This window comes from Pseudomonas sp. FP1762, from assembly GCF_030687105.1.
GTDB lineage: Bacteria > Pseudomonadota > Gammaproteobacteria > Pseudomonadales > Pseudomonadaceae > Aquipseudomonas > Aquipseudomonas siliginis.
In genome coordinates, this window is the sequence record NZ_CP117458.1 from 474,365 (window position 1) to 486,545 (window position 12,181).

Here is a 12,181-nt window from a genome sequence, read left to right on the forward strand (position 1 = left end):
CTCAAGCTGCCTTTTTTGCCGTGACGAACGCCGCAAGGCTGGCCACGTTGGTGAAATGGTTGCGGGTGTCCTTGGCATCGGCGTCGATCTTGATGCCGTATTTTTTCTGGATCGCCAGGCCCAGTTCCAGCGCGTCCACGGAGTCCAGGCCGAGGCCTTCGCCGAACAATGTCTGCTCGTCGCCGATGTCCTCGGGGCTGATGTCTTCCAGGCCCAAGGCATCGATGATCAGCAGTTTGATGTCACGCACCAGGCTAGCGGTGTTCAGTTCGCTCATCTGCGGCGAGCTCCTTAATGAAATAGTCATGCAAATAATCGTTGAGCTTGCGCGAGGCCTGCGGTGCGGGGCCTTGCGCGGCGAAGGTCTGTGGGTCTATATCGGCCCCCACGCGAAAACTGAAGTGCACGCGGCGATGGGGGATGCGATACCACGGCTCGGCTTTGGTCAGGGTGGTCGGGCTGACCTTGATGATCACCGGGGTAACGATTTTCGCACCGCGCAGGGCAATTGCCGCCGCCCCCCGATGAAAGGCCGGCGCCTGCCCCGGCTGGGTGCGGGTGCCTTCGGGGAAAATGATCAGGGTCTGGCCGTCCTGCAATGACTGCGCGGCGGCGTCGAGCATGTCCATGCTGCCGTCGTTGCTGATGTACTCGGTGCGGCGCAGCGGGCCACGGGTGAACGGGTTTTCCCAGAGGGTTTTTTTCACCACGCAATTGGCGTGGCGCACCAGACCGATGAGAAACACCACATCAATCAGCGACGGGTGGTTGGCAATGATCATCTGCCCCGGTCGGCCAAGGCGCTCGGCACCCTCGATGTCGTAGGTGAGCACGCCGGTGCGGGCCATGAAACGCACGAAAAACCAGAACAAGCGACTGACCGTACGCCGCGCGCGCAGGCGATGGACCAGCGCGTCACCGGGCAGGCAGCCGAGCAGCGGAAATACCAGCAGGCGCAGACACAGCCCGCCGAGCCCGAACAAGGCGAAGCTCGCAGCAGTGGCCAGCAGGCGCCAGTAGTAGGCGTCGCGGTGTTTGGCGGTCACGGGTTGCGATGCCAGGTCCATACACGATTTTTCCACGCATGTTGGCAGTCAGGTTGCTGGCCGAGCAGGGTTCGCAGCAGGTTGAGCGCGTGCGGCCAGTGCGCCTTTGACCGGGTTTCGGTGCTGCTGTTCAGGGTCAGCCGCCAGTCGGTACCGGGCGTGAGCAACAAGCCCAGCGCATAAGGGAACGGCACATCATCGACCCACTGCGAATACGCCTCGGGCGGCTGCTCTTCGGTGATCACCAGCAGCACCGCCGGGGCGCCTTCATCAAGCAGTGCCGCCGCTTCGAGCATGCCGTGTTCGAGGCCGTCGCCAGCAGCGGCGAGGGCGGTCATTTCGCTGGTTTCACCGCGCATGATCGACCACAAACCGATGATCGCGTTATGCACCGACAGGCTGAATTGGGTCGGCGACAAGGGCTGCTCGGTGGCCAGATCGCGGAGGATTTCAAACGTGCGGGGGGTTTCGCCGTGCCGCGAGACGAACACCAGCGGCAGATTGTCCCGCCCGTCGGCCAGCGGCCAGCCAACGCTGAAGGCCATCCGCGCCAGGCGGCTGAGGCGGCGGCGCTGCATGGCCGGCAGAAACGACACATCGGGCGCGGCATCACTGCTCTGCAGCACGACCGGTTGTCGGCTCCAGGCCTGCCAGGCGTCCACGCTGTCGAGCCCCGGGGCCCACGCGCGCCATTGGGCGATGTTGAAGTTGATCACGGACATTCATCCCGCCCCTGCGGGCTTTCGTTGACGCGTTGAGTCGCCAGCGCCGCAGCAGGCTTGGCTTGGCGCAGGGCGCCGGGTGGCGCGCATTATCCCGGTGCGACGGGTGTGTAGCAAATGTTGGTTACATTTTGCCCAACAAAATGTACCGAGCGGTTCGCTGCATGGCTATCACTTGGCCATTATCCAGATTTGACGCGGCGTGTCTGTCAGGTGTCTCCGTAATGGCTGGCGGTTTTTTCCATGCCTGGGCGTCGATTTTTACACCTGACGACGTAGTCCATGTCGGTGAAGGTAGCGAAGCGCGGTCACCGGCAACTACACTCGGTCATTCTTTGATACACGGAGGTTTGGTCATGCGGCGCGTGGTGTTCAATCAGAAAGGTGGCGTGGGCAAATCCAGCATCGCCTGCAATCTGGCGGCGGTCAGCGCCAGCGAGGGTTATCGCACGTTGTTGGTCGACCTCGATGCCCAGGCCAATTCCACTCAGTATCTGACCGGGCTCACCGGCGACGATATCCCGATGGGTATCGCTGACTTCTTCAAACAGACCCTGTCCTCCGGGCCGTTCTCGAAAAAGAATCAGGCGGACATCTACGAAACGCCGTTCGACAACCTGCACATCATTACCGCCACCGCCGAGCTGGCTGACCTGCAGCCCAAGCTCGAGGCGAAACACAAGATCAACAAGCTGCGCAAGTTGCTGGACGAATTGTCCGAGGATTACGACCGGATCTATCTCGACACCCCGCCTGCACTGAATTTCTACGCGGTATCGGCGCTGATTGCCGCGGATCGAGTGTTGATCCCCTTTGACTGCGACAGCTTTTCACGTCAGGCCCTGTACGGACTGATCGCCGAGATCGAAGAGTTGAAGGATGACCACAACGAAGGGTTGGAAGTCGAAGGTATCGTGGTCAATCAGTTCCAGGCGCGGGCCAGCCTGCCACAGCAGATGCTCGACGAGTTGATCGCCGAAGGCTTGCCGGTATTACCGGTGTATCTGAGCAGTTCGGTGCGCATGCGCGAGTCGCACCAGGCCAGCATGCCGCTGATCCACCTCGATCCACGGCACAAGCTCACGCAGCAATTCGTCGAATTGCACAATTTGCTGGAAGGCCACTGATTTTCCGACTCACACGCAAATCTCCTGTGGGAGCGAGCCTGCTCGCGAAGAGGCCGGCACATTCAACATCAGCGTTGAATGATCGGCCGCCTTCGCGAGCAGGCTCGCTCCCACAGGGGGATCTGTGGTGGGTCAGATGCCTTGGCTACGCAGCCACGCCATCAACTGCGGCAATGGCAACGCACCGCTCTGCCGCGCCACTTCCCTGCCGTTTTTAAACAGAATCAGACTCGGAATCGAGCGAATCCCCAACTGCGCCGACAACTGCTGATTCGCTTCGCTGTCGAGCTTGGCCAGCCGGCACTTGCCCGCCAGCTGCGCCGCAGCCTGTTCGAACACCGGCGCAAACGACTTGCACGGCCCGCACCAGTCCGCCCAGACATCCACCAGTAACGGCAGATCGCCCTTGATCTGACTGGCGTAATCGCCTTGTTTGAGTTCGAAGGGTTTGCTCACCATCACCGCAGACTTGCAGCGTCCGCACTTGGGTTGATCGGCGAGACGCTCGGCTGGAATGCGGTTGACGCCATTGCAGGAGGGGCAGGGGATGAGGAGTGGGGTGGTCATGATTGGTTCTCTGATAGGCAGTCTATAGAACTGATTTGGAGTCGATCTGCCAACTTATCAATGTCGCAACTGCTCACATTTTTCTCAAAACAGTTCCGGGATCGATGGCTAGTCTGAAGACCAATTCGGCGTTTTACGCTTGTCGTGAGGAGATCGCTTTGTCTTTATCCGCGTGCTACTTTTGTTGCACTAATCCAGGAATCGATGATTCCTATGCATCAAATCGGAGCGACATAATGTCCGTAACTTCCAAGATACGCCGCCAAGGTGGCGCTGCCGTCATTACGATTCCGCCCACGCTTTTAAAGTTGTTGCATCTGGAGGTTGGCGCACAGCTAGAGCTGAATGTGGTCGATGGCGAACTGATTGCTCGTCCAGCCGTAGCCGCTACGCGTAAGCGTTATAGTTTGTCAGAGCTACTCGAAGGCGCAGAAGAATTGCAGAAACTTAACGCCCAGACTAGCGAGACCCTTGAAGGTGATTCTGTCGGCCGGGAGCTGGGTTGATGGTGCGCCGACAGCCCCCTCAGCGGGGTGACGTTTACTGGATTGATCCAAACCCAGTGGCGGGGCGGGAGATGATGAACAGACATCGCTTTGTGGTGATCACGCCCAGAGAGATCAACGCATTGGGCGTGAGCATGACGGTGCCTGTTACTAGCGGTGGGAATTTCAGCCGGTATATGGGTTTGGCGGTCGCCATTACTGGCCACGAAACCAATGGTGTAGCGGTGTGTAATCAGGTTCGCAGTTTTGACATAGAACAACGGGTACGAGACGGCACGGCCAAATTCATCGAGCGACTGGATGACGTGACAATGTCTGACATCGTCGACCGTGTAATCAGTGCAATCGACCCGCTAAGCTGAAGCGCCTACGAAGAACAACTGATCTCCAAATGCTTTCCCCACTCCGGTGGCCGCTCGGCGTAACCCTCCATCCCCGGCTGCTCCTCAAACGGTTTGCTCAGCACCGCATGCAATCGGCGCACCTCGGAATAGTCGCCTTGCTCGGCCGCATCGATGGCTTTTTGCGCAAGGTAATTGCGCAAGATGTACAGCGGATTGACTGCATGCATCCGTGCGCGGCGTTGTGCCTGATCGGCATTGCCGTCGCGGGTAACCCGGGCGACGTAGCGCTCGCCCCAGGCATCGAAACCTTTGATATCGACAAAATCGTCGCGCAGGCGGGCGATGGCCTGTTCGGCTGACTCTTCACCGAGGCGGCGGAAAAACAGCGTGTAGTCGACGCCGCTGTTCTGCATCAGTTGCAGCAGGTTTTCCAGCAGTTGCTGATCGTCGTCCTCGGCGGTGGTGAAGCCGAAGCGGCGGCGCATCAGGTCGAGGTAGTGCGCCTGGAACAGCGGCAGGTACAAGCCGAGGGTTTCGCGCAGGGCCTCGACGCTGATGAACGGCGTCAGCGCCTGGGCGAGCGCGCTGAGGTTCCACTGGCCCACCGGCACCTGATTGCTGAACGAGTAGCGACCCTGATCATCGGAGTGATTGCAGATGAAATGCGCGTCGAAGTCATCGAGGAAGGCGAACGGGCCGAAGTCGAAGGTGATGCCGAGGATCGACATGTTGTCGGTGTTCATCACGCCGTGACAGAAGCCGTAGGCCTGCCACTTGGCGATCAGCTCGGCGTTGCGCTCGACGATCTCGCGAAACATCGCCAGATACGGTTCCGGTTGTTCCAGACACTCGGGAAAGTGCATCGCCAGCACATGCTCGCCAAGCTGTTTCTGCTGCTCGGGGCGCTTGGTGTAGTAGAAATATTCGAAGTGGCCGAAGCGGATATGGCTCGGCGCCAGACGCAGCACCATCGCCGCGCGTTCCTGCTTTTCCCGCCAGACCGGCGTGTCGGAGCCAATCACGCAGGCGGCCCGCGAAGATGGAATGTTCAGCGCAAACAGCGCCTCGGAGGCGAGAAACTCGCGAATCGATGAGCGCAGCACCGCGCGACCATCGCCCATGCGTGAAAACGGCGTCTGCCCGGCGCCTTTGAGGTGCAAGTCCCAATGCTCGCCAGCGTTGTTGTACACCTCACCCAGCAGCAGACCGCGCCCGTCACCCAGTTGCGGGGTATAACCGCCGAACTGATGCCCGGAATACACCATCGCCCGCGGCTCGGCATCGGCCCACAGCTTGTGGCCGCCAAACAGTTGCGCGAATTCTTCGGTGTCGGCGCTGGCCGCATCGAGATCAAGCAAGGCCAGAGCGGCCGGGCTGGCGACCACCAGACGCGGATTGTCGATCGGTTCGGGCAGCACGTGCGCGGAGAACGCGTCGCCCAGGCGGGCGAAGCGATTGTCGAAAGTCAGTTCGTCGAGGGCTTTCACGGGCCGGCTCCAGCAGAATGTCCGAGCATTCTGCTGGGACCATGTCGGTTAGTCGAGTTTGCTCGGTGGCGGTTCCGGCAACGGTTTCTGCCCGTCGACGATCGGCACGATGGTTTTGTTCTCGGGTTCCACAGGCACCATCTTGTATTCCTGACCGTGGAGGTTCTTCAGATAAACCTCCATCTGCCGGAACGAGATGTTGATGTGCTGCTTCTTGAACTCGCGATTGATGAAGCGGTTGACCTCATCCAGCACCGGGTTGCGGTCACCGAGATCGCGTACATGCATGCGCAGTTCGTGGTCGAGCGTGCTTTCGCCGAAGTTGAGGAAGTACACGTGTGGCTCAGGTTCTTTGAGCACGCGCGGGTTCTCCCGGGCCGCTTTGAGCAGCAGTTCCTTGACCAGGTCCAGATCCGAACCGTAATCGACGCCGAGTTTCAGCGTGACGCGGGTGATGGTGTCGGTCAGCGACCAGTTGATCAATTGCCCGGTGATGAACGTTTTGTTCGGGACAATGATGTCCTTGCGGTCGAAGTCGGTGATGGTCGTGGCGCGGATGCGGATCTTGCTCACCGTGCCCGACAGGTTGCCGATGGTGATGGTGTCACCGATCCGCACCGGGCGTTCGAAGAGGATCATGATGCCGGAGATGAAGTTGGCGAAGATCTCCTGCATACCGAAACCGAGGCCCACCGACAGCGCTGCCACCAGCCATTGCAACTTGTCCCAACTGACGCCGAGGGTCGACAGGGTGGTGACAAAACCAACGCCGGCAATCACGTAGGACAGCAGCGTCGTTGTCGCATAAGCGCTGCCCTGGGCCAGATTGAGTTTGGACAGCACGAACACTTCGAGCAGGCCGGGCAAGTTGCGCGCCAGAGCGAAGGTGATACCGATGATGATCAGCGCGCCGAGCATGTCGCCGATGCTGATCGGCACCATGCTCATGTTGGCGCCAGTGCCGCTGGTGTATTCGTAGAGGGTGATGTTGTCCAGATACGAGAACACCGAAATCAGGTCCGACCAGACCCAGTACAGCGCCGCGATGAAACCGCCGAGCAGGGCCAGACGGATCAGGCGCAGGGACTGTTCGTTGACCTTTTCGATGTCCAGGGTCGGCTCTTCGATCACCGCTTCGCCGTCGCCGGCCTCTTTTGCCGCCTGCCGTTTGGCCAGCGCGCGCTGGTAAGCCAGACGCCGCGCGGCAACGCTCAGACCACGCACGAAGGTGGCCTCGATCACCAGCCAGAACATCAGCAGGTACAGGGTATTGATCAAGCGGTCGCTGAGTTTCAGCGCGGTGTAGTAGTAGCCGAAGCACACCGCGACAAACAGGGCGATCGGCAGCAGGGTGAACATCACTCCGACGGCTTTGCGGAACAGCGAAGCGTTCTGGTGCGTCGGGCTGCTGATCAGCAGGCGACTGAGCAGCCACGCCATCAAGGCGTAGCAGGTCAGCACCACCGGCATGCCGAGCACGTCATCAGCCAGCGCCGCTGGTTGCAACTCGGCGACGGCCACCACGGCCACCAGCGCCATGACCACAAGGCCCAATCGACGTACCCAGCCCTGAAGGAACTCGACCTGCGGTTTTTCCCAGCGGAAGTGCAATTCCGCCACGCCACCCGGCGCGAGAATCCGGTACGCGGTGTAGAACACCAGCCAGGCCTGGCCCATCTGCAAAAGCGCCGCGCCCATGTTGGCGTTCTGCCCGCGCGCGTCGATCTGCAGGGCCAGACCGCACAGCGCCAGACCCAGCGCCACCGGCATCGCCAACAGGATGTTGATCAGAATCGCCTGCGGGGTGTGCCACTGGCTGTCGCGCTTGAAGTGGCCGATGTCCTGGTGAACCTTGTTGAGTCGTCCGTACAGCGCTTTGCGTCGCCACAACAGGGCGCCGATCAGCAGCGCCAATGGCAGGAACAGCAAGGGACGCTGGGTCAGGCCGTCAGTCAGTTCGCTCAGACTCGACGCCCAGGGCAGGGTGTTGACCTGTCGCTCGAGACGCTCGGGCACGCCGCGCATCCATTCCACGTCCAGCGGCTTGTTGCTGGGGATCCAGAACATCTGTTCGTCGAGGGTCGCGCGCAGGCTTTGCGCGGTGCTCAGCAATTGTTTCTGGTTGAGCTGCAGGGTGATCGATTCATTGAGCATCGCGCTCAACTCGCGGTTCAGCCGCTCGAGCAGATCAGCACGGGTGTTGGCCAGATCGAGCAGGCTTTTGCGCAGTTGCGGGGTGACCTGCTCTGGCGGCTGCGTGGCCAGCAGATTGTCGACATAGGTCGCCGGATTGCTCAACAGCTCCCGCTGCTGGCTGACATCGAACTGATACAGGCGAATATCGGCAATCTGGTCGGCGAGGTCGCGGTCGACCTTCAAGTGCGGCAGCGCCTGCTTCTGTTTGTAGAGAATTTTCGACAGCAGCAGGCTGCCCTTGAGCACGCTGATCTGTTCGTCCAGTGCCGAATCGCTCTGGGTCAGGGTGTCGAGTTGCTGTTTGGTCTGCAGGTTCTGCTGCGTGACTTCGTTGAGACGGTCGGTGCTCTTGAGCAAATAGTCGGAAAGCTTGAGATTGGTCGCGCTCTCGCTCGCCAGCAGGCTGCTGCCGCCGGCCTTCTGCGCTTCGATCGATTGCTGGGTAACGGTTTCCTGCGACTGCGCCAGACGCTTCTGGTTGATCAGGGTTTGCAGTTCCTGGATCTCGCGGTCGAGGCGATCGGATTTCTCCGAGAGCAAGTCATGCTGAGCGTTGCCCAGATCCTGCAACTGGGTGTTGCCTGCCAGTTCCTGGCGGCGCAATGGAATCAGTGCATTGAGTGCGGCCAGTTCGGCGTTCAACTGGTCGCGCTGTTCGGCGGTGACCGTTTTGCCCGTGTCCTTGCCGGATTTGAGGATGGTGTTGATCTGCTGGATGCGCGTCTGGCTGGCGGAAATCTCCGCCTGCGCACGCTCGGGGCGAGTCTGCGCGGTGATGATCAGACTGTTGGCTTCGGCCAGGGCTTTTTGCAGATCGCTTTGCTGGGTCGAGCGATCGGTGAGGATCTGCTCCAGTTGCTGGATCGACTCTTTCGGAAAACGTTGCGCTACCGGCACCGGTGCGGTGGCCTTGAGGCGGCTCAGTTCGCGGGTATTTTCAATCGTCTGCTTCGGCGCGTTGGCCAGCTGACGCTTGAGATCGATCAGCTTCTGCTCGTAATCACGCTGGTTGTTCAGTTGATTGAGGGTGTTCTGCAGGACGGTCTGCAGGGTCTTCTTGTCGGCGTCCGGCAGTTTGCTGTCAGCCAGCTTGTCGAGGCTGGCCTGCACGGCATCGCTGGACGGTGGTTCGGCAGCATGCAGCGGGCCGACGACAAGACTGAGGCCCAGCAGGGCCGCGGCGAAAAAGGAGCGCAGGGTAGGCATAGAGACCGGTCAAGCAAGTGAGAGTGGAAGCAGTTTAGAGGAAGAGTCCGGGGCCCGGGCGACTTCCTTCGGGGAATCTGACGCCCACTTTGCCGATCTTGTTCCCGTCCATGACCGCAACCGTCCAGTGGGTGTTGTTCCACTCCACCTGGTCACCGACGACGGGTGCACCACCGACTTTCTGGGCGATGAACGCGCCCAGGGTCATGTCCGGATCGATGCCTTCGGCCGGCAAGCCATACAGCGCTGCAACCGCTTTAAGCTGGGCATCTCCTTCGAGTACGAAGTCGCCGAAGAAGCGCAAATCGAGGCCACGTTGCGGCGCCTGGCTGAACAGTTTGCCGAGGGCCGACAAGTTGTGTTCATGACCAATAACACACAGCAAATCATCGACTTCCAGCACCGTACTACCCGACGGATGGAGCAGTTGCTGGCCACGAAACAGCGCCGCGATGCGTGTGCCCTCGGGCATTTTCAGCTCACGCAGGGGCGAACCGATGCACCATTTCTCGGCGCCGAGCTTGTAAACGAACAGTTCCCACTCGCTGGTGACGTGCACTTCCAGTGCCGCCCGGGATATCGGCGCGGGTTCTGGCGGAACGGTCACCTTGAGCAATTTGGCCACCCACGGCAGGCTCGTGCCTTGCACTAGCAGCGACACCAGTACGATGAAGAAGGCCAGGTTGAAATACAGCTGCGCTTGCGGCAGCCCGGCCATCAGCGGGAACACCGCGAGAATGATCGGCACCGCGCCGCGCAGGCCGACCCAGGAAATAAAGGCTTTTTCGCGACCGTGGAAGGCCTTGAACGGCAGCAGGCCGACCATCACCGACAGCGGCCGCGCGAACAGGATCATCCACAGCGCCAGACCGAGGGCGGGCAGGGCGATCGGCAGCAGATCGTGGGGCGTGACCAGCAGGCCCAGCACGAGGAACATGCCGATCTGCGCCAGCCAGGCCATGCCGTCGAGCATGTGCAGAATGCCGTGGCGGCTACGCACCGGGCGGTTGCCGATCACCAGACCGCACAGGTACACGGCGAGAAAACCACTGCCGTGCAAGGCGTTGGTCAGCGCGAACACCACCAGACCGCCAGCGATGATCAGAATCGGATAGAGCCCGGCCGCGAGATTGATGCGGTTGACCAGTTGCAGCATCATCCAGCCGCCGCCCAGACCGATCACACCACCGATGCCGAACTCGCGGATCAGGTGGGTCAGCAGACTCCAGTGCAGGCCGGTTTCGCCGCTGGCGAGCATGTCGATCAGGGTGACGGTGAGAAACACCGCCATCGGGTCGTTGCTGCCGGATTCGATTTCCAGACTGGCGCTGACCCGTTCGTTGAGGCCTTTACCGCCGAGCAGCGAGAACACCGCAGCGGCGTCGGTCGAGCCGACGATGGCGCCGATCAGCAGGCCCTGAATCAGATTGAGGTCGAACAGCCACGCAGCGGCCATGCCGGTCAGCCCGGTGGTGATCAACACCCCGACCGTGGCCAGCGACAGCGCCGGCCACAAGGCCACGCGGAAACTCGACACCCGCGTACGCAAGCCGCCGTCGAGCAGGATCACTGCAAGGGCGAGGTTGCCGACCAGATAGGCCGTCGGGTAGTTATCGAAAATGATCCCGCCACCATCGACCCCTGCCGCCATGCCGACCGCGAGGATGATGACCAGAATCGGAATGCCGAGACGTGAAGAAAGAGAACTGACAAGAATGCTTGCGCCTACCAGCAACGCGCCGATCAAGAACAGGCTGTTGATGGTCGTCGCATTCAAAGGCAGTACTCCAGAAGCGTAAAGACGGGGGCACAAACTGACCATGCAGTCTGCGTGCCAGCGATTCTAACCTGTTGAAATGTGATGCTGTCAAAAAGGTTTTCAGGGTGCATCAGGTTTTGCGGCAGGCGGAGGATTGCGGCCCTCACCCTAGCCCTCTCCCGGAGGGAGAGGGGACTGACCGAGGTGTTTGTGCAGGTTACACCGACTTGCAATATCGAGCCGAACTCAAAATCTGAAAGGCCCTCAATCTGCTCCCTTTCCCCCTCGCCCCCTTGGGGGAGAGGGCTGGGGTGAGGGGGTAGCCTTTGATCTTAGAGGCTGAACCGCCCAACCATGTTGTTCAGATCCAGCGCCAGGCGCGACAGCTCATTGCTCGCCGCGCTGGTCTGATTGGCGCCGGTCGCCGACTGCACCGACAGATCGCGGATGTTGACCAGATTGCGATCGACTTCCCGCGCCACCTGCGCCTGCTCTTCGGCAGCGCTGGCGATGACCAGGTTGCGCTCGTTGATTTCGACGATGGCGCTGTTGATCGTGTCCAGCGACATCCCGGCGCCACGGGCGATGTTGAGCGTCGACTCGGCGCGCTCGGTGCTGTTGCGCATCGAATCCACGGCGTGTTCGGTGCCGCTCTGGATGCTGCCGATCATCCGCTCGATTTCGCTGGTCGACTGCTGGGTGCGATGGGCCAGGGCGCGCACTTCGTCCGCCACCACGGCAAAACCACGACCGGCCTCACCGGCACGGGCTGCTTCGATCGCTGCGTTCAATGCCAGCAGGTTGGTCTGGTCGGCCAGGCCACGGATTACGTCGAGCACCTTGCCGATGTCGCGGGATTCATTGGCCAGGTCGCCGATCAAGGACGCGGTGCTCTGCACATCGGCGCTCATGCGTTCGATGGCGCTGACGGTTTCCTGCACCAGATCACGACCGTCGCCCGCCGAGGTGGTGGCGTTTTTCGAGGCTTCCGAAGTGCTGACCGCGTTGCGCGCGACTTCTTCGACAGCGCTGGTCATCTCATTGACCGCAGTGGCCGCCTGCTCGATTTCGTTGTTCTGCTGGGTCAAGCCGCGAGCACTTTCGTCGGTGACGCTGTTCAGCTCTTCCGCAGCAGACGCAAGCTGTGTGGCCGAACCGGAGATGCGCTGCAGGGTATCGCGCAGCTTCGATTGCATCTTCGCCATCGCCGCCAGCAAGCGC

The 12,181-nt window shown here is 60.8% G+C and carries 11 protein-coding genes; 3 read left to right on the top strand and 8 right to left on the bottom strand.

Translation table 11 applies throughout. The features are described from left to right. Position 1 precedes the first annotated feature (1 nt). The 3 genes from PSH90_RS02075 to PSH90_RS02085 are packed head-to-tail and all read right to left on the bottom strand — an operon-like array spanning position 2 to position 1,768. Positions 2-277 (bottom strand): phosphopantetheine-binding protein, encoded by a 276-nt coding sequence (locus PSH90_RS02075; protein WP_095181011.1) that lies wholly within the window; start codon positions 275-277, stop codon positions 2-4. Then, positions 255-1,067 (bottom strand): 1-acyl-sn-glycerol-3-phosphate acyltransferase, encoded by an 813-nt coding sequence (locus PSH90_RS02080; protein ID WP_041477597.1) that lies wholly within the window; start codon positions 1,065-1,067, stop codon positions 255-257. The genes PSH90_RS02075 and PSH90_RS02080 overlap by 23 nt, the downstream gene beginning before the upstream one ends. After that, the gene (locus PSH90_RS02085) at positions 1,043-1,768 is read right to left on the bottom strand and encodes a beta-ketoacyl synthase chain length factor (protein ID WP_041477598.1); all 726 of its coding nucleotides are present in this window, start codon (positions 1,766-1,768) and stop codon (positions 1,043-1,045) included. The genes PSH90_RS02080 and PSH90_RS02085 overlap by 25 nt, the downstream gene beginning before the upstream one ends. A 356-nt stretch (positions 1,769-2,124) precedes the next feature. Between PSH90_RS02085 and PSH90_RS02090 the strand changes: the two genes are divergently transcribed. Beyond that, entirely contained in the window at positions 2,125-2,895 is a 771-nt protein-coding gene (locus PSH90_RS02090; protein ID WP_056787407.1) for a ParA family protein, read from the top strand. A gap of 132 nt (positions 2,896-3,027) precedes the next feature. On the opposite strand, the gene trxC is transcribed toward PSH90_RS02090, so the two are convergent. Next, the gene (trxC, locus tag PSH90_RS02095) at positions 3,028-3,462 is read right to left on the bottom strand and encodes a thioredoxin TrxC (RefSeq protein ID WP_056787410.1); all 435 of its coding nucleotides are present in this window, start codon (positions 3,460-3,462) and stop codon (positions 3,028-3,030) included. 236 nt (positions 3,463-3,698) lie between these two features. Here trxC and PSH90_RS02100 point away from each other — a divergent pair, with 236 nt between their 5' ends. Together PSH90_RS02100 and PSH90_RS02105 are read left to right on the top strand one after the other, a co-directional pair. Beyond that, positions 3,699-3,968, top strand: a complete 270-nt coding sequence (locus tag PSH90_RS02100; protein WP_008077592.1) for a hypothetical protein — start codon at positions 3,699-3,701, stop codon at positions 3,966-3,968. Continuing rightward, positions 3,968-4,330, top strand: coding sequence for a type II toxin-antitoxin system PemK/MazF family toxin (locus tag PSH90_RS02105; RefSeq protein WP_056787412.1), 363 nt, complete (start codon positions 3,968-3,970; stop codon positions 4,328-4,330). Before PSH90_RS02100 ends, PSH90_RS02105 begins: the two co-directional genes overlap by 1 nt. Before the next feature lie 5 nt (positions 4,331-4,335). Here the strand turns inward: PSH90_RS02105 and selO are convergent, their stop codons facing one another. The 4 genes from selO to PSH90_RS27430 all read right to left on the bottom strand — a co-directional run bounded on the left by selO (position 4,336) and on the right by PSH90_RS27430 (position 12,165). After that, positions 4,336-5,799 carry a protein adenylyltransferase SelO gene (gene selO / locus PSH90_RS02110; RefSeq protein WP_305382051.1) on the bottom strand — a complete coding sequence of 488 codons (1,464 nt, stop codon included), beginning with the start codon at positions 5,797-5,799 and terminating at the stop codon, positions 4,336-4,338. A 48-nt stretch (positions 5,800-5,847) separates the two neighbouring features. Next, positions 5,848-9,201, bottom strand: a complete 3,354-nt coding sequence (gene mscK / locus PSH90_RS02115; RefSeq protein WP_095181005.1) for a mechanosensitive channel MscK — start codon at positions 9,199-9,201, stop codon at positions 5,848-5,850. A 34-nt stretch (positions 9,202-9,235) separates the two neighbouring features. Beyond that, the gene (locus PSH90_RS02120; RefSeq protein WP_150741701.1) at positions 9,236-10,978 is read right to left on the bottom strand and encodes a potassium/proton antiporter; all 1,743 of its coding nucleotides are present in this window, start codon (positions 10,976-10,978) and stop codon (positions 9,236-9,238) included. A 314-nt stretch (positions 10,979-11,292) separates the two neighbouring features. Continuing rightward, positions 11,293-12,165 carry a methyl-accepting chemotaxis protein gene (locus tag PSH90_RS27430; RefSeq protein WP_370695130.1) on the bottom strand — a complete coding sequence of 291 codons (873 nt, stop codon included), beginning with the start codon at positions 12,163-12,165 and terminating at the stop codon, positions 11,293-11,295. Positions 12,166-12,181: the final 16 nt, after the last annotated feature.

Excerpts from the sequence above, each read along its gene's own strand:
- trxC (WP_056787410.1), bottom strand. The coding sequence starts at position 3,462 with ATGACCACCCCACTCCTCATCCCCTGCCCCTCCTGCAATGGCGTCAAC.
- PSH90_RS02085 (WP_041477598.1), bottom strand. The coding sequence starts at position 1,768 with ATGTCCGTGATCAACTTCAACATCGCCCAATGGCGCGCGTGGGCCCCG.
- mscK (WP_095181005.1), bottom strand. The coding sequence starts at position 9,201 with ATGCCTACCCTGCGCTCCTTTTTCGCCGCGGCCCTGCTGGGCCTCAGT.
- PSH90_RS02090 (WP_056787407.1), top strand. The coding sequence starts at position 2,125 with ATGCGGCGCGTGGTGTTCAATCAGAAAGGTGGCGTGGGCAAATCCAGC.
- PSH90_RS02080 (WP_041477597.1), bottom strand. The coding sequence starts at position 1,067 with ATGGACCTGGCATCGCAACCCGTGACCGCCAAACACCGCGACGCCTAC.
- PSH90_RS27430 (WP_370695130.1), bottom strand. The coding sequence starts at position 12,165 with ATGGCGAAGATGCAATCGAAGCTGCGCGATACCCTGCAGCGCATCTCC.
- PSH90_RS02075 (WP_095181011.1), bottom strand. The coding sequence starts at position 277 with ATGAGCGAACTGAACACCGCTAGCCTGGTGCGTGACATCAAACTGCTG.
- PSH90_RS02105 (WP_056787412.1), top strand. The coding sequence starts at position 3,968 with ATGGTGCGCCGACAGCCCCCTCAGCGGGGTGACGTTTACTGGATTGAT.
- PSH90_RS02100 (WP_008077592.1), top strand. The coding sequence starts at position 3,699 with ATGTCCGTAACTTCCAAGATACGCCGCCAAGGTGGCGCTGCCGTCATT.